The organism is Rhodococcus sp. AQ5-07 (assembly GCF_009707305.1).
Taxonomy (GTDB): Bacteria; Actinomycetota; Actinomycetes; order Mycobacteriales; family Mycobacteriaceae; genus Rhodococcus_F; species Rhodococcus_F erythropolis.
The window spans coordinates 3,980,185-4,000,794 of the sequence record NZ_CP046099.1 but is presented as its reverse complement, the minus strand read 5'-3'; the positions used below and the strand labels follow the sequence as shown (position 1 = coordinate 4,000,794).

General features: G+C 63.0%; 26 protein-coding genes. 14 read left to right on the top strand and 12 right to left on the bottom strand.

Translation table 11 applies throughout. From position 1 onward, the window contains the following. Positions 1–6 precede the first annotated feature (6 nt). Positions 7–585: a DUF7822 domain-containing protein gene (locus GJB56_RS18545; RefSeq protein WP_080909892.1), complete on the bottom strand. Its 579-nt coding sequence runs from the start codon at positions 583–585 to the stop codon at positions 7–9. 35 nt (positions 586–620) lie between these two features. Then, positions 621–1,220 (bottom strand): TetR/AcrR family transcriptional regulator, encoded by a 600-nt coding sequence (locus GJB56_RS18540; protein WP_020970923.1) that lies wholly within the window; start codon positions 1,218–1,220, stop codon positions 621–623. A 140-nt stretch (positions 1,221–1,360) separates the two neighbouring features. Between GJB56_RS18540 and GJB56_RS18535 the strand changes: the two genes are divergently transcribed. The 3 genes from GJB56_RS18535 to GJB56_RS18525 all read left to right on the top strand — a co-directional run bounded on the left by GJB56_RS18535 (position 1,361) and on the right by GJB56_RS18525 (position 4,091). Next, a complete protein-coding gene (locus tag GJB56_RS18535) occupies positions 1,361–2,506 on the top strand; it encodes an acyl-CoA dehydrogenase family protein (protein WP_007730036.1) in 1,146 nt (381 codons plus the stop codon). 78 nt (positions 2,507–2,584) lie between these two features. Further along, positions 2,585–3,346 carry an SDR family NAD(P)-dependent oxidoreductase gene (locus GJB56_RS18530; RefSeq protein ID WP_003939707.1) on the top strand — a complete coding sequence of 254 codons (762 nt, stop codon included), beginning with the start codon at positions 2,585–2,587 and terminating at the stop codon, positions 3,344–3,346. A gap of 97 nt (positions 3,347–3,443) precedes the next feature. Continuing rightward, positions 3,444–4,091, top strand: coding sequence for a TetR/AcrR family transcriptional regulator (locus GJB56_RS18525; RefSeq protein ID WP_019745481.1), 648 nt, complete (start codon positions 3,444–3,446; stop codon positions 4,089–4,091). A 2-nt stretch (positions 4,092–4,093) separates the two neighbouring features. On the opposite strand, the gene GJB56_RS18520 is transcribed toward GJB56_RS18525, so the two are convergent. Further along, positions 4,094–4,555 (bottom strand): SRPBCC family protein, encoded by a 462-nt coding sequence (locus GJB56_RS18520; protein ID WP_019745480.1) that lies wholly within the window; start codon positions 4,553–4,555, stop codon positions 4,094–4,096. Positions 4,556–4,644: 89 nt separating this feature from the next. Between GJB56_RS18520 and GJB56_RS18515 the strand changes: the two genes are divergently transcribed. After that, positions 4,645–5,256: a TetR/AcrR family transcriptional regulator gene (locus tag GJB56_RS18515; protein ID WP_113682611.1), complete on the top strand. Its 612-nt coding sequence runs from the start codon at positions 4,645–4,647 to the stop codon at positions 5,254–5,256. Positions 5,257–5,262: 6 nt separating this feature from the next. On the opposite strand, the gene GJB56_RS18510 is transcribed toward GJB56_RS18515, so the two are convergent. Beyond that, a complete protein-coding gene (locus GJB56_RS18510; protein WP_029256349.1) occupies positions 5,263–5,841 on the bottom strand; it encodes a TetR/AcrR family transcriptional regulator in 579 nt (192 codons plus the stop codon). 82 nt (positions 5,842–5,923) lie between these two features. Between GJB56_RS18510 and GJB56_RS18505 the strand changes: the two genes are divergently transcribed. Then, complete coding sequence (locus GJB56_RS18505) at positions 5,924–6,853, top strand: DMT family transporter (protein WP_113682878.1); 930 nt, start codon at positions 5,924–5,926, stop codon at positions 6,851–6,853. Here the strand turns inward: GJB56_RS18505 and GJB56_RS18500 are convergent. From GJB56_RS18500 to GJB56_RS18475, 6 genes are all read right to left on the bottom strand, one after another. Continuing rightward, on the bottom strand, positions 6,840–7,661 hold the full coding sequence (locus GJB56_RS18500; protein WP_230091007.1) for a tyrosine-protein phosphatase: 822 nt from the start codon (positions 7,659–7,661) through the stop codon (positions 6,840–6,842). The two genes, GJB56_RS18505 and GJB56_RS18500, sit on opposite strands and share 14 nt — an antisense overlap. 38 nt (positions 7,662–7,699) lie before the next feature. Then, positions 7,700–8,113 (bottom strand): phage holin family protein, encoded by a 414-nt coding sequence (locus GJB56_RS18495; RefSeq protein WP_003940418.1) that lies wholly within the window; start codon positions 8,111–8,113, stop codon positions 7,700–7,702. A gap of 27 nt (positions 8,114–8,140) precedes the next feature. Beyond that, positions 8,141–9,118, bottom strand: a complete 978-nt coding sequence (locus GJB56_RS18490) for a DUF1214 domain-containing protein (protein ID WP_113682610.1) — start codon at positions 9,116–9,118, stop codon at positions 8,141–8,143. A 64-nt stretch (positions 9,119–9,182) separates the two neighbouring features. Next, positions 9,183–9,479: an SHOCT domain-containing protein gene (locus GJB56_RS18485; RefSeq protein ID WP_021331903.1), complete on the bottom strand. Its 297-nt coding sequence runs from the start codon at positions 9,477–9,479 to the stop codon at positions 9,183–9,185. A 1-nt stretch (position 9,480) separates the two neighbouring features. Beyond that, positions 9,481–9,918, bottom strand: a complete 438-nt coding sequence (locus tag GJB56_RS18480; RefSeq protein ID WP_021331904.1) for a DUF6325 family protein — start codon at positions 9,916–9,918, stop codon at positions 9,481–9,483. Then, positions 9,915–10,289, bottom strand: a complete 375-nt coding sequence (locus GJB56_RS18475) for a PLDc N-terminal domain-containing protein (RefSeq protein WP_019745450.1) — start codon at positions 10,287–10,289, stop codon at positions 9,915–9,917. The genes GJB56_RS18480 and GJB56_RS18475 overlap by 4 nt, the downstream gene beginning before the upstream one ends. Before the next feature lie 169 nt (positions 10,290–10,458). Between GJB56_RS18475 and GJB56_RS18470 the strand changes: the two genes are divergently transcribed. Next, a complete protein-coding gene (locus GJB56_RS18470) occupies positions 10,459–11,994 on the top strand; it encodes a LuxR C-terminal-related transcriptional regulator (protein ID WP_113682609.1) in 1,536 nt (511 codons plus the stop codon). On the opposite strand, the gene GJB56_RS18465 is transcribed toward GJB56_RS18470, so the two are convergent. Continuing rightward, a complete protein-coding gene (locus GJB56_RS18465) occupies positions 11,929–12,516 on the bottom strand; it encodes a TetR/AcrR family transcriptional regulator (protein WP_019745447.1) in 588 nt (195 codons plus the stop codon). The genes GJB56_RS18470 and GJB56_RS18465 overlap by 66 nt on opposite strands. A gap of 95 nt (positions 12,517–12,611) precedes the next feature. On the opposite strand from GJB56_RS18465, the gene GJB56_RS18460 reads away from it, so the two are divergent. From GJB56_RS18460 to GJB56_RS18445, 4 genes are all read left to right on the top strand, one after another. Then, the gene (locus tag GJB56_RS18460) at positions 12,612–14,390 is read left to right on the top strand and encodes an ABC transporter ATP-binding protein (RefSeq protein ID WP_113682877.1); all 1,779 of its coding nucleotides are present in this window, start codon (positions 12,612–12,614) and stop codon (positions 14,388–14,390) included. Between the two features lie 75 nt (positions 14,391–14,465). Beyond that, positions 14,466–15,677, top strand: a complete 1,212-nt coding sequence (locus tag GJB56_RS18455; protein WP_020970898.1) for an acyl-CoA dehydrogenase family protein — start codon at positions 14,466–14,468, stop codon at positions 15,675–15,677. Then, the gene (locus tag GJB56_RS18450; protein ID WP_113682608.1) at positions 15,674–16,699 is read left to right on the top strand and encodes a phosphotransferase family protein; all 1,026 of its coding nucleotides are present in this window, start codon (positions 15,674–15,676) and stop codon (positions 16,697–16,699) included. The genes GJB56_RS18455 and GJB56_RS18450 overlap by 4 nt, the downstream gene beginning before the upstream one ends. Continuing rightward, on the top strand, positions 16,696–17,433 hold the full coding sequence (locus tag GJB56_RS18445; protein WP_113682607.1) for an SDR family NAD(P)-dependent oxidoreductase: 738 nt from the start codon (positions 16,696–16,698) through the stop codon (positions 17,431–17,433). Before GJB56_RS18450 ends, GJB56_RS18445 begins: the two co-directional genes overlap by 4 nt. A 4-nt stretch (positions 17,434–17,437) precedes the next feature. Here GJB56_RS18445 and GJB56_RS18440 read toward each other — a convergent pair whose 3' ends face one another. After that, positions 17,438–17,983 carry a hypothetical protein gene (locus tag GJB56_RS18440; RefSeq protein WP_007729604.1) on the bottom strand — a complete coding sequence of 182 codons (546 nt, stop codon included), beginning with the start codon at positions 17,981–17,983 and terminating at the stop codon, positions 17,438–17,440. Between the two features lie 144 nt (positions 17,984–18,127). Here GJB56_RS18440 and GJB56_RS18435 point away from each other — a divergent pair, with 144 nt between their 5' ends. The 4 genes from GJB56_RS18435 to GJB56_RS18420 are packed head-to-tail and all read left to right on the top strand — an operon-like array spanning position 18,128 to position 20,607. Continuing rightward, a complete protein-coding gene (locus GJB56_RS18435; RefSeq protein ID WP_019745441.1) occupies positions 18,128–18,628 on the top strand; it encodes a methylated-DNA--[protein]-cysteine S-methyltransferase in 501 nt (166 codons plus the stop codon). Further along, positions 18,615–19,169, top strand: coding sequence for an RNA polymerase sigma factor (locus GJB56_RS18430; RefSeq protein ID WP_020909250.1), 555 nt, complete (start codon positions 18,615–18,617; stop codon positions 19,167–19,169). Before GJB56_RS18435 ends, GJB56_RS18430 begins: the two co-directional genes overlap by 14 nt. Continuing rightward, positions 19,166–19,765, top strand: coding sequence for a methylated-DNA--[protein]-cysteine S-methyltransferase (locus tag GJB56_RS18425; RefSeq protein ID WP_080909903.1), 600 nt, complete (start codon positions 19,166–19,168; stop codon positions 19,763–19,765). The genes GJB56_RS18430 and GJB56_RS18425 overlap by 4 nt, the downstream gene beginning before the upstream one ends. After that, entirely contained in the window at positions 19,762–20,607 is an 846-nt protein-coding gene (locus tag GJB56_RS18420) for a DNA-3-methyladenine glycosylase family protein (protein ID WP_113682606.1), read from the top strand. The genes GJB56_RS18425 and GJB56_RS18420 overlap by 4 nt, the downstream gene beginning before the upstream one ends. The last annotated feature ends 3 nt before the right edge of the window (positions 20,608–20,610 follow it).

Below are 20,610 nucleotides of genomic sequence, written 5' to 3'. Positions count from 1 at the left end.
CGGTGGTTATTGCGGGACGTCGAGATCGAAGTACAGGGTCTCGGACCAGTAACCGAGGCCGAGCTCGCGTAGCGGTTCCTCGACGCTCTCCTGAGTCGGCGTGAACAGCCGCTCCCAGAAGCGCGGCTTGGCGGGTGCGAGTGTGGCCAGCGCCGCCTCCATCTCGGCGTCGATGTCCGCCAGACCGGTCATCAGGGCCGCGCCCTGTTCGGCGAACGGTTCGTCGTCCATGTCGAAGATCTCGCCGCACTCGAGGACGAAGTAGTGGTCGGGCTCGGTGTGGCTGCGCAGGAAACGCAGCGCATCGCCGGCCATCGTGCCGAGTTCGGGGTGATCGATTCTGCCGAGGAAGTCTTCGAGCCGGGCGATACCAGGACCGCAGGGCGCGGTGACCGCGATCAGGTCTGGGGTGTCGTCCCAGATGACCGACTGGTGGGCGAAGGGATTCACGGACACAAGGATCCTCGGGACCAGCGGTATCGCGTACGACCACTCGGAGATACCGGTGAGACCTCGGGCGCGAGCGGCAGCCGGATTCTCATGCGGAGCAACAGGGGTCGAGTAGAGATAGGTGCGGTTGGCCACTGGCCGAGTCCTTTCTGCGGTCGGTGTCACCTGATTCAGGCGGCGCCCACCATCCTCAATGCCAGGTCTCCGTACAGTTTTCCAATGTCTTCCGGATTCGTGTAATTGCCGGCTGGGAACCAGCGGCACACGTCGACGCACAGGGACATCAAGGCGAGGGTGACGCCTTCGGCATCGGGGATCGTGAAGTCACCCGACTGGACGCCGGCGTCGACAACCTCCCGGACCACCCGCGTCGTGCTGCGACGAAGCGCGACGACGGTTCGGTAGTGCTCTGGTGTGAGTGCAGTGAGTTCGTATTGGACGACGCGAGCGAGTGAGTGGTGCCCGGCCTGCCAACTGGCGAAGGTGCTGACCAGTTCCTGGAGGCGAACGGACGGCTCTTCACCCGGTCTGTCGGCGCCCTCGACCACCTTCAACGCTTCGGTGTGACCTTCGAAGCTGATCGCGAAAAGCAGCTCTTCTTTCGAGCGGTAGTGCGGGTACATGGCGGCGGGACTCATGTCGAGTCGTGCGGCGATGTCACGCGTGGTGGTGCCGCCGTAGCCCGCGGACGCAAAAGCGTCCACGGCTGCCGCGCGTATACGGGCCGCAGCTTTGGAGGGGCTGATCACCACGTCAGGTGAATCGCTCACGGTTTCCTCCAGGTGTGACGGATTTCGATGTTGACAATATCCCGCTCTCGATTCACTATAAGCAGATGCTTAGATTCTAAGCGAATGCTTAGGAACATCGTTACGTGTGGCATTGCCACGCCGAAAGGAAGCAACTCGTCATGCGTCGCACTCTGTACGGACCCGATCACGAGGCATTTCGCGAATCTGCCCGCGAATTCGTCAACCGGAACATCCTTCCGGTCGCAGAGAAGCTGATCGACCAGCGCTTCATCGATCGTGAAATCTGGCTCGAAGCGGGGCGCAACGGCTTCCTCGGACTCGAGGTTCCAGAGGCGTACGGCGGAAGCGAAGCCGGCGACTACCGCTTCAACGCTGTTCTGGCCGAAGAACTCTCGCGTGCCAGTGCAGCTGTTGCCTCGAGCTTCGGCATCCATGCCGACGTCGTTGCTCCGTACCTCGTTCAGCTCACCACCGAAGAGCAGAAGCAGCGTTGGCTGCCCAAGTTCTGCACCGGTGAGATGCTGACGGCCATCGGCATGACCGAGCCTTCCGGCGGATCCGACCTCGCCTCGCTCAAGACCACTGCGGTCAAGGACGGCGACGACTGGATCATCAACGGCTCCAAGACCTTCATCACCAACGGCTACAACGCTGATCTCGTGATCGTGGCGGCGCGGACCAGTCCCGAGAAGAAGTCCAAGGGCATCACGCTCTTTGCCGTCGAAACCGGCATGGAAGGTTTCGAGCGCGGACGCAAGCTCGACAAGGTCGGCCAGCACGAGTCCGATACCGCCGAACTGTTCTTCGAGAACGTTCGCGTGCCGTCCACCAACATCATCGGTGAGATCGACCGCGGGTTTATCCACATGATGGAAATGCTGCCGCAGGAGCGCGTCGGCGCTGCGGTGTCCAACATCGCGCACGCCGCTCCGATCCTCGAAGAGACGCTGCAATATGCCAAGGACCGCAAGGCTTTCGGTCAGCCGATCGGCTCGCTGCAGTGGAACAAATTCCTTCTCGCGGATCTCGTGACCCGCATCGAGGTCACCCAGGCTTACGTCGACAACTGCGTCGCAGCACACGCTGCCGGCGAGCTGACCGCCATCGACGCCGCCAAGGCGAAGTGGTGGACCGCGCAGGTTCAGAACGAGGTCCTCGATCACTGTGTTCAGTTGCACGGCGGCTACGGCTTCATGACCGAGTACCGCGCCGCTCGCGCGTGGATGGACGCCCGCGTCACCAAGATCTGGGCCGGATCCAACGAGATCATGAAGGAACTCATCGGCCGCGATCTCGGCCTGTAATTTCGCAACTGCAGTCCATATGTCACTGCAGTCCATACGTCACTTCCCGAACCCGACGACACAGGAGCATCACCGCGCATGTCTGTTCTCGACAAGTTCTCTCTGACCGATCGAGTGGTCATCGTGACCGGTGCGTCGTCGGGCCTCGGGGTGGCGTTTGCGAAAGCCGCAGCAGAGGCCGGCGCGGACGTCGTCCTCGCTGCTCGCCGCGTCGACAAGCTCGAAGACACGGCCAAGCTCGTGCGTGACGCAGGCCGCGAAGCGTTGTGCGTGGCCACCGACATCGTCGATCCGGCTCAGGCTCAGAACATGGTCGACGCCGCGATGGAGAAGTTCGGCCGCGTGGACGTACTGGTCAACAACGCCGGCGTCGGAACCGCTGTTCCGGCAACCCGTGAGACCCCGGACCAGTTCCGCGCCGTCATCGACATCAACCTCAATGGGTCCTACTGGGCAGCGCAGGCCTGCGGCCGCGTCATGCTCCCGGGCAGCTCCATCGTCAACATCTCGAGCATTCTCGGATTGACGACCGCCGGACTCCCACAGGCCGCCTATGCGGCGAGCAAGGCAGGCGTCGTCGGATTGACCCGTGACCTCGCACAGCAGTGGGGAACGCGCAAGGGCATTCGCGTCAACGCGATCGCGCCAGGCTTCTTCAAGTCGGAAATGACCGACCAATACAACGACGGCTACTTGGACGCGATGGCTCCGCGCCTGATCCTCGGCCGCATGGGCGATCCTGAAGAGCTCGCGGCCACCATGGTGTGGCTCGCGTCCGAGGCAGGCGGATACGTCACCGGTCAGACCATCGCCGTCGACGGAGGAATCACCATCACCTGACGCCGATGCCGAGATGTCGCCGGCTTTGCCGTATAAGTAGCTGGTGACCTCTCGCGCCGAACCTCAGGAGAACTGGGAAGACCGTCCGCCACCATCCATGGCTGCGACGGAGCTTCTGCGTGACCTGCCGGTGACTGCCCGCGGCGTCCGGACCAGGGCTTCTCTGGTCGCAGCGGCTCGAACGGTGTTCGAGCGCGCAGGGTATCTCGATGCCCGTCTGACGGACATCACCAAGGAAGCGAACTGCTCCACCGGCACGTTCTACACCTACTTCGACAACAAAGAGCAGATCTTCGCCGCAGTTCTCGACGTTGCGCAGGAAGACATGTTGCACCCCGGCATGGGACGGGTCCGCGACGTCGACAATCCGTATGCGGTCCTCGAATCGAGCAACCGTGCCTACCTGACGGCGTTTCGCCGCAACGCCAAACTGATGGGTCTGCTCGAGCAGGTATCGCACATCGATCCGGCCTTCGCGAAACTGCGTCGGGACCGAGCCGAGACCTTCATTTCTCGTAATGCCCGAGCCATCGAACGCTTGCAAGCAGCTGGCAAGGCAGACGGCTCGTTGGATCCGCTGTTGGCTTCCCGAGCACTGTCGGCGATGGTGAGCCGTCTTGCCTACAGTTCGTTCGTCTCCGAGGAACCTGGCGCCGACGGCAACCCCGTCCCGTTCGAGGACGTCGTCAAGACGGCTACTCAGGTGTGGGCCAACGCGCTGGGCCTCGAAGGCGACCGCGGGTAGTTTCAGCCTTCGCCGCGGGCCGCGAACTGCTGCTCGAGGCTGTGGCGCAACGTCTCCTCGCTGTTCCTGACAGCGTTTTCGACGAACGGCCCGATCAAGCGGCCGAGAGCTTTGCCGGCAATGCCGCCGGGGAGTTTGTAGGCGAAGTCGACGGAAAGCTCGGTCTTGGAATCGTCGATCGCGGCGAACTCCCACGTGGACGAGTTGGATACACCGCCGAGCGAAGACAGCTTGATGATCCGATTCTTCTCCCACTCGGTGACCTCGAGCTTGGAGCGCAACGTGCTTGGCCCGATCTGCATGGCCGCGTCGAACGTGGCGCCGAGCCCCTGATCGAACTCTCCGAACGGTGTGAACTCGGAAACACCGAACATCCACGTCGGGACGTTGCGGTAGTCGTCGATGTAGTCGAAGGCGACATCAACCGGCACGGCAGCAACCGCGGAGTGGCGAACATGGATCATGACTGGTCCCTGTCTTTCGGTGAACATCGACTGTAACCAATGGCACCGACGCGTTCGGCGGCGGCGCAACGGCGATCTACGGTATCGGTATGACGAACGAGCTTCCGGTACGCGGGTCCTGGCGCGATTACGAAGACCTGGGACTGCCGAAACCGCTCGCTGCGGCGCTGGAGGCGTTCGTCGAGCAGGGCTATCACGGGACTTCGATCCGTGACGTCGCGTCGCGGTCCGGGCTGTCGGTGCCGGGGCTCTACCATCACTACCCGTCCAAGCAGGCTCTGTTGATCGGTCTGGCGACCGTGGTGATGACGGAGTTGTTGGAGCGAAGTCGCGCCGCCGAACTCGACGCAGGGGACGATCCCTCTGATCGCTTCGACGCGGTGATCGAATCTCTGTTGCGGTTCCACATGTTTCGACGCGAGCAGTCGTTCGTCGCTTCCTCCGAGATCCGCAGCATGGAGCCCGACAGTCGGGCTAGTTACATCGCGCAGCGCGACGAACAGCAGAAGCAGGTGGACCGGATCGTCCTCGACGGCGTTGCTTCGGGTGTGTTCGATGCCGACCATCCCGAGGATGCCAGCCGAGCTGTCGTGACGATGTGCGTCGCCGTCGCGGTGTGGTACCGACCGGACGGTGAGTTGTCTCCGGACGAGTTGGTGGAGAGGTATCTGGAGATAGCGCGTCGGATGGTGGGGGCGTAGGAGCGATCACCCGGAATGCTTCAGCATTTCGAGGGCCGCATCCCGGCCGACGTCGAAGGGGTCGGTGCCGATACCGATACCGTCTGCGACGAGGGCGCCTTCGTGAAGCAGCATGATTGCCTCGACGAGACGTTCGTCGGCTTCCCCGTCCGTCGCCAGAATGCGCCGAAAGACGTCCAACATTTCCTGCTTCTGTTCGGCGATGACAGCGAACACCGGATGTGACCGATCGCTGAACTCGGCGTGAGCGTTGACCATGCTGCAACCCTTGCCTCCGCTCGCCTTGGACCAGGAGGCGGAAGCGTCGAATGCCGCACTCAACTGCTCGGCGCGGCTGTGCCCGGCTGATGCGAGCTTCTTGTCGCGAAAGGCTCGCCACCGCCGATCTCGATCCTTCAAATATTCCACGACGAGGCCGTCTTTCGAGCCGAACCGCTCGTACAGAGTCTTCTTCGTGACCCCGGCGTCCAGTGCGACGGTATCCACGCCTACGGCGTGAATTCCCTTTTCGTAGAACAGCTTCGACGCCGACTCCAGGATGCGACGTGCTTTCGGAGTCAATTCGGGTACGGATTCGTCTGCCATGGACAAAAGTATACCGATCTGTATAGTCGAGCTCATGAGTAAACAGATCGGTATACCTCGGATCGTGACCTCGAGATCTGCCGTGACGGCTACCTTGTCGGTCCTGTTCGTCGCGTGCTGGAGTTCGGGATTCATCGGAGCCAAACTCGGCGCCGGCAGTGCCGAGGTCTCCACGCTGCTGATGTGGCGTTTTCTCCCGCTTGCGGCGGTACTGGTCCCGATTGTCTGGCTGTCCGCCCGGCGCCGGAACGCGATGCCGACACCGCGGGCTTTCGGCAGGCAGGTGGTGATCGGAATACTCTCCCAGAGCGGCTACCTGTTGTCTGTGTACTGGGCAGTCGATCTCGGCGTGAACACCGGAACCACAGCGCTGATCGACGGTATTCAGCCGCTGGCGGCCGCCGCGCTGCTCGGTCCGGTCCTCGGCGTCGCAGTCCCTCGGATGCAGTGGATCGGACTGGCGATCGGACTGGCCGGCGTCGCGATGGTCACGGCAGCCGACGCCGGGGCCGGTACATCGGCCCCGTGGTGGGCGTACGCGATTCCGTTCCTGGGGATGCTCAGCCTGGTTGCATCCACCTTCGTCCAGCAACGCGCTCCCACGTCCACGCCGCCACTGCAGGCTTTGGCCATCCACTGCTCAACCAGCGCAATAGTTTTCACAACTCTGGCGATCGTCTCGGGTGCTGCCGTACCGCCGAGTGTCGGCACATTCTGGATCGCATTGCTCTGGTTGATCGTGTTGTCGACCTTCGGCGGATACGGGCTGTACTGGTTGTTGCTTCGTCGCATCGGCATCACGTCCGTCAACACCTTGATGTTCTTGATCGCCCCCGTCACCGCGGTCTGGGGCGCACTGATGTTCGGAGAATCCTTCACTCCGTTCACCGCTCTCGGCTTGGCGGTGGGCATCGTCGCCGTCGTCGTGGTCACCCGGGTGGACAATCGACCGAAGAAGCAGGACGAGAGCACGGATTCCTGCCCGGTAAGAGCTCCGATCACGTCGCGCTGACGAAGCCCGATCGTGATGTGAACCGCTCGCGGAGCGCGGTGATTTGTTCTGAGGTGAGCTTGAGTCCGTTGATTGCGTAGTCCTCGACTGCGCCGAATTGCGTGCGCATTTCGTCGAGCGCGGCGTCGAAGTAGCTGTCGCGGACTCCGAGGAGCGGCCGGAGCAGTTCTCCGTCAACGCCTTTGCTTGCGGCGAAGTCGAGGATCGGTTCCGTCATAGGTGCCAGATCGGTGTTCGTCTCCAGGTAGTCGGCGCGTACATCGGCTTCGTCGGCGCCGAGGAGGAGCAAGAAAGAGGTCGCGGCCCACCCGGTGCGATCCTTGCCGGTGGTGCAGTGGAAAAGTGCTGCACCGGTGCGTTTTTCGTCGATGAGGTCGAGATAGAACGCGCGGTAGGCGTCGAGGGCGGACGGCAGGCTGACGAAGTTGCGGTTCGCTTCCTCCATCTGTGCGATCCCACGTCCATCGCTGATGGTCTCGGCGTATGCGACCGGGTCCGTCATGAGTAGTCCGGTGGCCGCGGCGTTTTGGGCATTGTCGGCGAGTACGTCGAGCCAGACCGTCCGCGTCGAGTCAGGGAGATTGTCGAGTGCGCCGTCGCGCTCGGCAGCGGTCCTCAGGTCGTAGACCGTCCGGACGTCCAAGTCGGCGACCGCGGCGACGTCGTCGCCGTCGAGTTTCGCGAGCGTCGCCGAACGGTAGAGCGCGCCGGCGCGGACGGTGCCATCAGCAACGGGAATGCCACCGAGATCCCGGAAGTTCGGAGCGGTCTTCAGGAGAACGCGACGATCGAGCGGGTGAGTTGGCATGGCTGACTCCTTGTGGGCTCCGTTTCCGAACTGATCATTCATGCCTTCTGCACACTGCGCACGAGCTTTTCGGCATTGCGTCTCTTGATCCACTTGTCGATGACGAGAGCCATGAAGATCCATCCTCCCAACGCGGTGATCACCCACACGATGATCGGGGCGAGGATCCAGGACCCGACGCCGCTGATCTCAATGCCGTCGGGGACCAGGGTCGCAACCCAGAGCGCGAGCAGCGTGGCGACCAAGCCGACACCGCCCGCGAGCGGAGCCGCGTAGTGCAGTGCCACGCTGAGCACGAATGGGCCGAGAATCATGTGGGCGAGGGTGAATACACCGATAGCGGCCAAGAAACCGTTGACGCTCAGGCTGACCCCGGGAAGAGCGAAATGCACGACGATCAGCGCGATCGCGCCGAGTACGCATTGCGAAACGAGCTGAAATAACAGACGCATGGCTTGTACCTCCGTGATCAGGTCGAGTCACCCGAGAGTGGTGTGTGCGTGGGGAACGCTTTGCTGGAGGGCCTCGGGACGAGGTGCCGTCCAGGTGCCGTCGAGCACGTCGGGGCGGGGGCGGTACAGGCGCAGTACGTAGTTCCAGCCCGGCATGATGGGCAGTGCGTTCGCGACGCCGTCGAGATTGACGCCGAACCGGATGGTGGTGCTGCCGTCGGAGTCGGGGGTGGCTGTGAGGCTGTTGATGCTGTTGACGCCCAAGGCGTTCTCTTCGAAGTATCCGGCTGCGTTGTACAGCGAGACCGACCAGAACGCATCCACGGGAACATCGTTCAGGCGGAGACGGTATTCTCCGACCGGGAGACGTTCGTCGAAGTTGACGTAGGTGGCCTCGTACTCGGGAAGGCCACCCCAGCCGGATGCGGTACCGAGCAGGTGCCTGATCGGGTCGACTTCCGTCGCGGTGCCGAATGAATGGTCGTAGGTGGTGATGCCACGCGCGAGTGCGAGGAGCGCGTCGCGGGTCTCGGTCTGCGACTGTTCGTCGTAGTCGGGCAACGGGAACTCGCCCGTTCCGCCGCCGTCGATGGTGAGGGCGTCCTGCAACCGGTTCACCTCGGCGACGTCTTCGGGGCTGTTCGGATCGACGAGGATGCGCACGATCAGTGCGGCGTAGTCGGTCCCGACCAATTCGCGTGTGAGCAGGTGCTCTCCCGGATCGCGCAGGATGACGGGACCGAAATGATCTTGACTGACCACCCAGACGGAGATGTAGCGCTTGCCGGTATCGGGCACCGTGATCGTGACGTTTTCGTGCACGTCGATGATCGCGCTGCTGTACAGGGTGTCGCGGTTCTGGCGGATGATCGGCTGGTTGTCGAGTGACCCGAGCTCGCGAGTGTGGTTCCACGTGCCCAGGCCGACGCCCGCGGCCAGGCGAGCGAACATGAGATCGGATTCTGCCCGATTGAAGTTCAGGACGTTGACGGCGATCGTGGACATAGCGGGTTCCAATCGGTGTCGGGGTACGGAAGCGGGCGCGGTAATCCATGGCCCGTCGGGTGAATCAGCCCAGCAGTCGTGCTTTCGCGGCTTGGAACTCGGCGTCGCTCAGTAGGCCTTGTGATTTGAGATCGCCGAGTTTCTGCAACTCGGCGACGAGATCGACCGGGGGTGCGGGTGTGGGGAGTACGGCTTGCTGCTGGGCGAATTCGTACTGCACCTGCTCGTAGTCGGCCTGAGCTCTCCTTTGCCGGCGGGTGGCCATACCGTCGCTGACGGCGGTCGCGGTACCGGTCACGACCGCGGTGCGGGCGGCGAGGCCCAGCAGTCCGGGGCGTCCTCGTCTCGGGATGTACGGCATGTCAGACCTCCAATTTCGGGATGATCGTGTCCATGAGGGCATTGACGACGGGTGCGGGTATCCGCTCGTAACCCAGTAACACCGCGCCGGACTCGGCGGTCCGGGCGGCGAGTTCGCGCTGATAGACCAGCTCGAGAGCGACCAGCAGCGCTGAAGCGCCGGCGGGAATTGCCTCTGCGAGTTCGGTGATGTCTTCATGCCCGAGCAGACCGGACGCGCCGAGCATTTCGACGTTGATCTCGAAGCCGTTCGGCAATTCCTCGACCTCGACGAGGGTGAGTTCACCGTCGTCGGACTTGGAGATGACGATCAGATCGAGTAGTCGTACCAGGCCGGTATCCGTGAGGTCGGTGAGCGCGGAGAACGCGGCGGGGTCGAGGCTCTGCCCCGGCAGACCGAGAAGGTAGAAGTCGACGGGGCCGAAACGCGCGTCACTCACGAGAGCACCTTCAGTTTGAGTGCGGCAAACTCTTCCTCGCTGATCGATCCGGCTTCGAGGAGTGCTGCAGCTGTGGCGATTTCCTCGCTGGGACTCTTTCCTGCGACTTCGCGGATATACGATTCGGCCGCGCTCTCGGCCTCGCGTGCGGCCTTGTTGCTGCGTTCCGTCATCCCATCGCCGCGGGCGACGAGATAGACGAGCGCGGTGAGGATGGGTAGGAAGAGCAGGAAGAATATCCAAACAGCTTTCAACCAGCCGCTCAGCTTGTGGTCGCGGAACAGGTCGGCGACGATCGCGAACAGCGCGAAAAGATATCCGACGAAGACGGTCGCCCACAGCATCCAGCCGAGGCTTTCCCAGAAACTCATGTGTCTTGTCCGTTCGTGTCAGGCCTGCGCGTCGGCATTCCGCCGACTCGCGCTTTTCAGTTGATTCCGGCAATTCTCACCGGTTTCCGCATGCTTCGATCGCTGTCTCATCCGAAGCGGATGAGACGGGATTTCCACGGCCGTCGAACGTCTCGAGTATCTTCGACACATGATCGAAGCCGTGCGTGACGCACTTGCCTCCGGTGAGGCGGAGCAGGCTCGACGCGTCCTGCGGAAGAATTGGCTCCGTCTGATTCTCGAATCTCATACCAGGGAACTCGAGCAACTCTGCCTTGCGCATCCCGATCCACACGATCCACACATCCTGCTGATACGGGCGTGCTGCCGCGACCTCAGCGGCGATCCGTACGGCGCGGAGTTTCTCCGCGGGCAGGGTCTACGGGTCGCATCCGACGATTTTGTCGTCTGTTTCACCGACCTACTGCTCGCTCCGGACACCTCGACCAAAGCCGTCATCGCCGATCGCGCGCGTCACGCCCTCGCCCAGTGCGAGCCGGAGGACGATTACCCGTCCGCGCTTTTCCTCCTCGGGTGGACCGAGATCAGGCTTCGTCGTGATCTACCTCGCGCCATCGCGCTACTTCGCTCCGCCGGCGATGAAGCGCGGTTGCAGTCGCGTGCGGAGACGTTGCGTCTCGCGCAATCCAATTTGGCTTTTGCGCTCACCCACGCGGGAGTGTTCACCGAAGCCGAACAGATCCTCGACGGCCTTCCTGCCCGAGAGGTTGCATCCGACTGGGAACGCTTCGAAGGTGGACTCCCACAGTCGAATCGAGGTTGCATCGCCTATTGGCGTGGGGACTTCGAGGAAGCGATCGCTCAGTTCGACTCGATCATCGTCGAGGGCAGTCCCGGAACCAACTTCGAGGCGCTCGCCCGTCTGTACCTGGTGATGAGCCTGATCGCTCTGAACCGGAAAGACCGGTACCACAACGCCGCTCGGCTACTGCGAGGCGTGAGCACTGCGGACAAGCACGGCATTCCTTGGGATACGCTGCGGCGCGTCACCACGGCCTGGCTCGCCCACGCTCAGGGGCAGGACGAGCAAGCGCGCCGCATCGCGAAGCCCACGCTGACCAGAACAGGTGCTGCGGTCGCTCACGCGCTGCTCGCCGAGCTCTATCGAGTCTTGGGGGATCCGGAACCGTCGGCGCAGGCGCTTCGGTTGGCAAGCTCGGCCGCGCTGCCGCGATATGCGCTGGTGAGCACACTTGTCACCTCTGCAGCGCTGAGCTCCGTCGCAGGGCGTGGGCCGCAGGCGCACGAGCAGCTGGATCGTGCGCTGGCTGAGGCAATCCCGGAGCAGATCCTCGCCCCCTTTCTCAGCGGCGATCCGGTAATTGTCGATCTCTTGAACGCGCACGCAATACGGGGGTCGAGACACCAGGACCTCCTGCGCACGATTCTGGAAAAACGGAGCCGGCTCTCTGCCCAGCTCGCCGGAGTCCTGACCGAACGCGAGAACGAGATTCTCACTTTTCTGCGCACCACGATGACTGCAGACGAGATCGCTGCGCACCTCGGCATCGCCTATCCCACTGTGAAGACTCACATTCGCTCGATTTACCGCAAATTAGGTGTGGCCAAGCGGCGTGCCGCTGTTCAAGCAGCCGACAACCTAGACCGCGGGATCGGGGGCGATTCCGCGACGGAGGCTGCGAACCGTCAGATCCAAGGCTTGTAGTCGAGTCCCGGAACCGCGGTTCACGTAGTCCATCGACGTGTAAAGCAGTGACCACAGTAGGTTCTGCACCCAGTCCGAACCCATGTCGGGGTCGATGGACCCGTCGGAGTGTCCGCGTTCGATGGCGTCGGTGACTCCGTCGTCGTTCGACGCGGACTCGGCAAACGAATCTTCTTGATAGACGCCGGGAGTGAAGAACAGGACCGTCAAAAGGTCGGCCAGTTCGAAGTATTCGTGGCAGAGGCGAACCAGTGCCTCGGCTCCGGTGCCCTCACCGAGTCGCGCCGCTGCTGCGGCCTCACCGACGGCGCGAGTGGCCTCGGCCGCGACTGCGTCGACCAGGTCGGATCGTTCGGGAAAGTAGCGGTGCAAAGTGGTCCGGCCGACCTTCGCGGCCGAAGCGATCTCGCTGAGGGTCGCAGCAGGCTTGGATGCGAACACCGAAACGGCAGCATCGAGGATGGCCTTCCGTGTGCGCTCGCGGGTCGCGCTTTGTTCTGGTGCGCTGTGGATCGTTGTCACGAATTCGAAGCGTAGCCGTGTCCGGTTTCGGTATCCAGTGTTTCCGAATCGGAATTTCTCTTGCCCTTTATGGAACATTCGTGTTCCATAAATTCATGCTTGAATCCGACGCTTCTCAGCCCGCACCGAAATGGAGCAATCTCCGCGTCCTCTCGGAGTTCGCTCGACCGCATCTGCCGTCGCTCCTCCTCGGATTGGTACTGGCGCTGTGCGGCTCGGCGGCGACGCTGGCAACGCCGATGGTCACCAAGTGGGTTCTCGACACCCTCGATACCGGTGCGTCGCTGAAGGGACCGATCCTCACGCTCGTCGTCCTTCTGATCGTCGGTGCTGTGCTCGGTTGTGCTCAGTGGATCGTTCTCGGAACCGCCGCCGAGAAGGTTGTCTTCGACGCCAGGTCTTCGCTGGTGAGGCGATTCCTGGCGGCGACCGTACCTTCGCTGCAATCGCGATCCGTGGGTGAATTGGTCACCCGGGTCACGTCGGACACCTTGCTGCTGCGGGAGGCGGCGTCGTCGGCCGCGGTGAATATTCTGAACGCAGCCGCGTTGACCATCGGAACGATTGTTCTGATGGGCGTTCTGGATCTGCCGTTGTTGGGGGTCACCATGGTGGCAATCGTGTTCGCCTCCATACTCTTTGCCGTTCTGATGCCTCGGATTTCCGCAGCCGAAGCGCGAACCCAGGAATCGCTCGGTCAGCTTGGCGGCGTACTCGAGGGTGGCTTGCGTGCGATCCGGACGGTCAAGGTTTCCCTCGCCGAGGATCGCGTCGGCGCTCTGGTGACGAACAATGCGTCCGATGCGAAAAAGCATGCAATCACGGCGGTTCGAGTGTCGGCAACCGCGTGGACTGTCGCGTGGACCGCCATTCAAGGATCGATCATTGCCATCCTGGGCTTCGGTGCGTGGCGAGTCGCCGACGGCGAAATGGCAGTCTCGACGCTCATCGCGTTTCTGCTCTACGCCTTCACCCTGATGGGGCCGGTGTCGGAGCTGGCGCAGAACGTGACTTCCGTTCAGTCGGGAATCGCGGCAGCTATCCGGATTCGCGAGATGCAGTCGTTGCCCACCGAGCAGTACGACGAGGTCGTGGACGTGGTCGCGAAAACAAGCGCTGCCGCGCCGCTGATCGAGTTGCGCGACGTCACCGTGAGTTATCACGGATCGAACCAGCCGGCGTTGCGCGATGTCTCGCTGGTCATTCCGACGCGTGGGCACATGGCCATCGTCGGCCCGTCGGGTGCCGGAAAGACGACCTTGCTCTCGACTGTGCTGCGATTTGTCGAACCGCGATCGGGTGAGGTTCTCCTGCATGGAGTCGGTTACGACGCGCTCGATCACCGCGCTGTGCGCGAGAGTCTCGCGTACGTGGAGCAAGAGACGCCGGTGGTGCCCGGAACGATTCGGGAGAACGTCGTCTTCAGCCATCCCGACGCGACGGACGAAGAAGTCCAGGCCGTTCTGCGCTTGCTCCGACTCGACGACGCGATCGAGGCCCTGCCGAACGGACTCGACACCGCTCTGACGGCCACCTCGCTGTCGGGCGGCCAACGTCAGCGGATCGCGATGGCACGCGCAGTTCTGCGACCGAGTGCTTTGCTTCTGCTCGACGAAGCCACTGCCCAGGTCGACACACTCACCGAAGCCGCGATTGTCGACGCGATCAACGAACGTGCACGTACCGGGGCCGTGGTGACCATCGCTCACCGGCTCTCAACGGTGCGTGACGCCGACTGGATCGTGGTCATGGAAGACGGTCGGATCCGCAACATCGGCAACCATGACGAGCTCATGGACAAGGACGATCTGTACCGCGACATGGTGGTTGCCGGCCGGCTCGATCAGGGCGAGGCGATGCTCGAAGATTGTTGACCCGGCGCATCGGCATGTGCGAGAGTGCTGTTACCGAGCGATCGCTCGGTCGGGATGTTCTTTCGGAGGTGGCTGGTGGCAATCGATCTGACGTACGCGCCCGAGGTGGTGGCGCTGATCGAGAAGACGCGCGACTTCACGCGCAACGTAGTGCTCCCCATCGAAGACGAACACGCCGGTGACATCGCCGTCGCGGGTGGCGATGCCATCCGCATCGAGATGCAGGCGGCAGCAAAAGAAGCCGGTGTCTTCGCACCGCATGCACCGATCGAGTACGGCGGCCACGGACTCAACATGAGTGATCGCGCGCCTGTCTTCGAGGAAGCCGGCTACTCGCTCTTCGGGCCGACGGCGCTCAACATCGCTGCGCCGGACGAGGGCAATGTTCACATGCTGGCCCACGTCGCGAACGAAGCACAGAAGCAGCAGTTCCTCGCGCCGCTCGCAAGCGGGGACATGCGGTCGGCATTCGCCATGACCGAACCCGCGCCGGGAGCGGGATCCGATCCCTCGGCTTTGAACACCCGCGCCGAGAAAGTCCCCGGTGGCTGGAAGATCAACGGTAAGAAATGGTTCATCACCGGCGCCGACGGCGCCGGATTCTTCATCATCATGGCGCGCACCTCCGGCGAGCCCGGGCAGCGCGGCGGAGCGACCATGTTCCTGACGCCGACGGACACAGCGGGTCTCATCGTGGGTCGACACATCGACACCCTCGACAAGGCCATGATCGGCGGGCACTGCGAGGTCACGTTCGAGGATCTCTTCGTTCCCGACGAGGCCGTTCTCGGTGAGGTCGATCAGGGTTTCGCTTACGCGCAGGTTCGTCTCGGTCCCGCCCGGATGACGCACGTGATGCGCTGGCTCGGTGCAGCGCGCCGCGGCCACGACGTCGCCGTGGCCAGGGTTGCCGAACGAGAAGGCTTCGGCTCGAAACTCGGTGATCTCGGAATGATCCAGAAGATGGTCGCCGACAACGAGATCGACATCGCAGCCAGTCGCGCACTTCTGGTGCAGGCCTGCTTCGAACTCGATCAGGGCGGGCACGCGAGCAACGCGACGTCCATCGCCAAGACCTACGCGGCCGAGGCGATCTTCCGGATCGTCGACCGCTCCATTCAGATGTGTGGCGGAATGGGCGTGTCCGGCGATCTTCCGCTGGCACGGTTGTCCCGCGAAGTGCGTCCCTTCCGCGTTTACGACGGTCCGTCCGAGGTTCATCGCTGGGCAATTGCGAAACGTGTTGTCGGCGCTGCGAAGCGCGCTGCTCGGGAGGAGTCGAAGTGACGGACTTCCCAGGACTCGATCTCGTGGCGCTCCACAAGTATCTGCAAGCCGCAGGCGTCGAGGTGAGCGGTGAGTTGCGAGCCGAACTGATTTCAGGCGGCAAATCCAATCTCACCTACGGAATCTTCGACGACAACTCGAAGTGGATTCTGCGTCGTCCACCCACGGCCGGCCTCACGCCTTCGGCGCACGACGTTGCGCGCGAGTTCCGAATCACCTCGGCGTTGCAGAACACCGCCGTGCCGGTCGCCCCGACCGTCGTGCTGTGCGAGGACGCCTCGGTGATGGGTGCGTCGTTCACGGTGGTCGAGTTCGTCACCGGTCAAGTGATCCGGACCAAAACCGAGTTGGAAGCTGTTCCGGCAGAGCAGGTCACGCAGTGCACCGACGAGTTGGTGCGTGTTCTCGCTGCCCTGCACGACGTCGACTACAACGCAGTGGGTCTCGGCGAACTCGGCCGACCCGACGGTTACGTAGCCCGTCAGGTGAAGTTGTGGGCCGGTCAATGGTCACGCGTCAAGACCGAGGACTCGGCCGATGTGGACAGGTTGGCGTCGAGCCTCGCGGAATTGATTCCGGCTGAATCGGCTTCGTCGATCGTTCACGGCGACTACCGGATCGACAACACGATTCTCGCGGCGAACGACGTCACCAAGGTTGCCGCAGTGGTGGACTGGGAACTGTCGACGCTGGGAGATCCGCTGGCGGACATCGCGATGATGTGCGTCTATCGGCATCCCGCGCTGGATCTGGTTCTGGGTGAGCCTGCTGCGTGGACGAGCCCGTCGCTACCGTCCGTTGTCGATCTGGCGCAACGGTATTCGTCCGTTTCGGGTCGTGAACTGGCGCATTGGAACTTCTACATGGCGCTCGGGTTCTTCAAACTCGCCGTCGTGGCGCAGGGCATCGATCACCGATTCCGAGCAGGAGCCACCGTCGGCGGGGGATTCGACAAGGCTGGATCTTCTGTGCCGGAACTGATCTCGGCCGGACTCAACGCACTGCAAGGGAAATTCGAATGACTCGATCAGCACTGGTCACCGGCGCCTCCAAGGGAATCGGGCTCGGCATCGCAACACGCTTGGCTTCGCAAGGGTACGGGCTGACCATCACGGCGCGTGATGCCGAACGGCTCGCCGTTGTCGCCGAAGAACTTACGCGCGCCGGATCGCCGGACGTCGTCGTCTCGGCCGGCGACATGGCGGACGAGAACTTCGCCGCAGCACTCGTAGCCACGCACGGCGAGCGATTCGGCTCCATGCGAGCCCTCGTCCTCAACGCCGGAGTGGGAACCAGTGGGCGAGTGGCTGACTACCCCATGCGACGTTTCGACAAGACCGTTGCCGTCAATCTCCGGACACCGTTCGCACTATTGCAAGCGTCGCTGCCGCTCCTGCGTACAGCGGCGGACGCGGACCTCGTCGGGGGAGCAAAGGTGATCGCTCTCGCCTCGATGGCCGGTGTGTATGCCGAGAGCGGCTTGGCCGTCTACGGAGCCACCAAAGCTGCGCTGATTTCGATGGTCGAGGCACTCAACGCCGAGGAGTCCGGAAACGGCGTCAGTGCGACGGCCATCGCTCCCGGTTACGTCGATACCGACATGTCGGCGTGGACGCGCGATCGGATCACACCGGACACCATGATCAAGGTCGACGACATCGTGGAGTTGGTGGACGGTCTGCTCAAGCTCTCGTCTCGAGCGGTAGTTCCGAAGGTCGTCATGACGCGTGCTGGGACCAACGGCTACTCCGCCTGAAATTTCAATCCAGCTTGGCTTCGCCCCGCTTGCGAAAGAAGTGAAAGCCAGGCACTCCGACGATTGCCTGCCGCAGGTCCTTGACCACTCCGAGGAGTTCGTGGATCTCGGGTGAGACGGAGTCGAGAGTTCCGAGGATGGGCAGCACCGCGGCCACCCGGTCGGTGAGCTCCGGTAGTTGGTCGATCAGCTTGATCGCGGCGCTGACCTCTGCCTCGGACAGGTCGTCGGCGAATCTGGCCGCCAGCGGCGCGAGCTGCAACGCAATGGGCTCGTAGATCTCGAGGAGTTGTCCCGCGATGTCCGAGGTCTGTTCGACGGCCTCGACCAGCGTCTCAGCTCGAACGGTCACGGCGGCGGCTCCGATGACGACGCGGTCGGCGTTGTCGGCGATCTGGTTGATGCGTGCCACCAACCTCTCGACCGAGAAGAGGAGCGCCTCGAGTCGAGTGGGCAGGGTGACCGCAAAAGCGACCGTGGACAGGGACCAGTGCACCACGTCGCCGACGGAGCGGACGACGGTGGAGCTGCCGGGCAAAACTAGAGCCATCCCTCGATACTGCCTGATGTGACGTCAAAGTACAGGTAAATCTCACATTCACGAGGCCAGCGGCGTCTTCGAGGTGTCGGTGCCGGCGCGGACAATCAATTCACCCGCTGCCTGCTGCACCGCGCAACCTGGAAGGATCGAGACATGACGGCTATCCGTACGCACACCGTGATCGACTCGCCGATCGGGGCGTTGACGCTGGTAGCAGCAGGTGACGACCTCTGCGGGCTGTACATGGCGGAGCATCGCCACAAGCCGGACGAGTCCACGTTCGGTGATCGTTCCGCGGCGGTCTTCGGTGAAGTCGAATCGCAGCTCACCGAGTACTTCGAGGGTGATCGCACGGAGTTCTCCGTGCCGCTGGCGCCCGTGGGTACCGAGTTCCAGAAGCGGGTGTGGGATACCTTGCGAACGATCCCGTACGGCGAAACCTGGACATACATGGAGCTCGCGCAAACTTTGGGTAACCCGCTTGCGATCCGTGCCGCCGCCGCGGCAAACGGCAAGAATCCGATCAGCATCATCGTTCCCTGTCATCGTGTGGTCGGTAGCGACGGAAGTCTGACCGGTTTCGCCGGCGGCCTCGAACGCAAGCGGTTCCTGCTCGACCGCGAGCACGGCGGCGAATCGGATGTCCTCTTCTGATGCGCTCGGCTCACAATTCGGTGATCGGGAACGTCTACCGATCGTGAGACTCAAACCGTTCGAAGACGTCGTGACCGAATACGGTGCAGTGGTCCTCCGTGTCTGCCGCGCGGTGGTCGGTCCCGTCGACGCCGAGGACGCGTGGTCCGAGACGTTCATCGCAGCGATGCGGGCATATCCGGATCTGAATCCGGACGCGAACATCGAAGCCTGGCTGGTGACCATCGCGCACCGCAAGGCAATCGACATCACCCGAGTGCGCGCCCGCGTGGCCGTGCCGACAGACGAGGTTCCGGAGTTGCCGACGCGAATCGGCGTACCCGGAACGTGGGATCACGAACTCTGGGACGCACTCGAACAGCTACCGCTCAAACAACGTGCGGCAGTCGCCTATCACTTTCTGGGTGGGCTGCCGTACGCAGAGATCGCGGACATCCTCGGCAACACCCCGGCGGCCGCCAGACGCGCGGGTGCCGACGGTATCGCCACACTACGAAGAACCTACTTGTCCGCTACCGCTGCGGAAGGGAGTCACTCATGAGTAACGATGTGTTCGAGGCGCTTCCAGCCGTTGACGCCGACGCCATGATCCGCCTACGGGCGCGCCTGGCTGCGCAGGCGTCCGAAGCTGAATTGATCGACGTGGCATATCGAACCGTCGATTCGCCGGTCGGAAAGCTGCTCCTGGCGGCGACCGATGTCGGCCTGGTGCGGGTTGCCTTTGCCGTCGAAGGGCACGACCTCGTTCTGGAACGTTTGGCGGACACCGTCAGCCCCCGTGTGCTTCATTACCCGCGCAGGCTGGACACTGTCGCTCGCGAGTTGGACGAGTACTTTGCCGGTGCGCGTCGAGAATTCGATCTGCGCTTGGACTTCCAACTCGCGAAGGGGTTCCGACGCGAAGTGTTGCGTCATCTCCCCGAGATCGAATACGGCCACACTGCAAGCTATTCGGTGGTCGCAGTAGCGTCGGGAAGCCCGCGTGCGGTGCGTGCCGTCGGGACCGCATGCGCAAAGAATCCGCTGCCGTTGGTGGTCCCGTGTCACCGGGTGGTGCGCAGCGACGGCAGCCTCGGGCAGTACGCCGGCGGCCCCGAACTGAAAGCGATTCTGCTGGATCTGGAAGCCGGCCGGTGAGCGCAGTGATCCTGTGCTTTCAGGCACCCTATGCAGTCGAACCGCTCACCGGTGCCCTGCGGGCTCACTGCGTCGCAGGCCTCGAGCGTCACGACGACGGTGTTCACACCAGAGTCATACCGTTGCCTTCCGGCCCGGTTGTCGTGTCGGTGTCGTGGACAGACGGCGGCGTCGTCGTGGATTCCGATGTGCCAGCCGGGGATTCCGCAGTGCTGGAGGTGATCGTGCGTCGTTGGCTCGACCTCGACGCCGATCACACTGCTGTCGAAGCAGCGTTCGGTAGCGACGAGTTGTTGGCCCCACTCGTTGCCGCCCGTCCGGGATTGCGGGTGCTCGGCTCGGTGGACGGTTTCGAGACCGCAGTGCTCACCGTTCTGGGGCAACAGGTTTCGCTCGCCGCAGCGAGGACGTTCGGTGGTCGTTTTGTCGGCGCATTCGGAGCGCCGGTGGAAGGGGAGTTTCTTGCCTTCCCTGATCCGGACGCGGTTGCAGCGCAATCGCCGGAGGACATACAGAAAGCCGTCGGATTGACCACAGCGCGCGCAAGAACAGTGCACACGTTGGCAACTGCGGCAGCGAACGGTCTCGATCTCTCCTGGGATGCGGATCCTGTCCAATTTCGACAAGAGTTGTTGGCGCTACCGGGAATCGGACCGTGGACCGCTGACTATCTCACTGTTCGAATTCTCGGTGATCGCGACGCCTTCGTACCCGACGATCTGGTGTTGAAGCGAGCGTTGGGGGTCTCGTCGGGCAAAGAAGCCGCAGCGTTGTCCGAGCGCTGGCGACCCTGGCGAGCGTACGCACTCTTTCATCTGTGGACCAAGGAAGCGTTTCTGTAGTGG

Coding starts and splice junctions, on each gene's coding strand:
- GJB56_RS18490 (WP_113682610.1), bottom strand. CDS start 9,118: ATGTCCACGATCGCCGTCAACGTCCTGAACTTCAATCGGGCAGAATCC.
- GJB56_RS18460 (WP_113682877.1), top strand. CDS start 12,612: ATGCTTGAATCCGACGCTTCTCAGCCCGCACCGAAATGGAGCAATCTC.
- GJB56_RS18500 (WP_230091007.1), bottom strand. CDS start 7,661: ATGCCAACTCACCCGCTCGATCGTCGCGTTCTCCTGAAGACCGCTCCG.
- GJB56_RS18530 (WP_003939707.1), top strand. CDS start 2,585: ATGTCTGTTCTCGACAAGTTCTCTCTGACCGATCGAGTGGTCATCGTG.
- GJB56_RS18510 (WP_029256349.1), bottom strand. CDS start 5,841: ATGGCAGACGAATCCGTACCCGAATTGACTCCGAAAGCACGTCGCATC.
- GJB56_RS18435 (WP_019745441.1), top strand. CDS start 18,128: ATGACGGCTATCCGTACGCACACCGTGATCGACTCGCCGATCGGGGCG.
- GJB56_RS18495 (WP_003940418.1), bottom strand. CDS start 8,113: ATGCGTCTGTTATTTCAGCTCGTTTCGCAATGCGTACTCGGCGCGATC.
- GJB56_RS18430 (WP_020909250.1), top strand. CDS start 18,615: ATGTCCTCTTCTGATGCGCTCGGCTCACAATTCGGTGATCGGGAACGT.
- GJB56_RS18515 (WP_113682611.1), top strand. CDS start 4,645: ATGACGAACGAGCTTCCGGTACGCGGGTCCTGGCGCGATTACGAAGAC.
- GJB56_RS18425 (WP_080909903.1), top strand. CDS start 19,166: ATGAGTAACGATGTGTTCGAGGCGCTTCCAGCCGTTGACGCCGACGCC.
- GJB56_RS18485 (WP_021331903.1), bottom strand. CDS start 9,479: ATGCCGTACATCCCGAGACGAGGACGCCCCGGACTGCTGGGCCTCGCC.
- GJB56_RS18525 (WP_019745481.1), top strand. CDS start 3,444: ATGGCTGCGACGGAGCTTCTGCGTGACCTGCCGGTGACTGCCCGCGGC.
- GJB56_RS18445 (WP_113682607.1), top strand. CDS start 16,696: ATGACTCGATCAGCACTGGTCACCGGCGCCTCCAAGGGAATCGGGCTC.
- GJB56_RS18470 (WP_113682609.1), top strand. CDS start 10,459: ATGATCGAAGCCGTGCGTGACGCACTTGCCTCCGGTGAGGCGGAGCAG.
- GJB56_RS18535 (WP_007730036.1), top strand. CDS start 1,361: ATGCGTCGCACTCTGTACGGACCCGATCACGAGGCATTTCGCGAATCT.
- GJB56_RS18440 (WP_007729604.1), bottom strand. CDS start 17,983: ATGGCTCTAGTTTTGCCCGGCAGCTCCACCGTCGTCCGCTCCGTCGGC.
- GJB56_RS18520 (WP_019745480.1), bottom strand. CDS start 4,555: ATGATCCATGTTCGCCACTCCGCGGTTGCTGCCGTGCCGGTTGATGTC.
- GJB56_RS18475 (WP_019745450.1), bottom strand. CDS start 10,289: ATGAGTTTCTGGGAAAGCCTCGGCTGGATGCTGTGGGCGACCGTCTTC.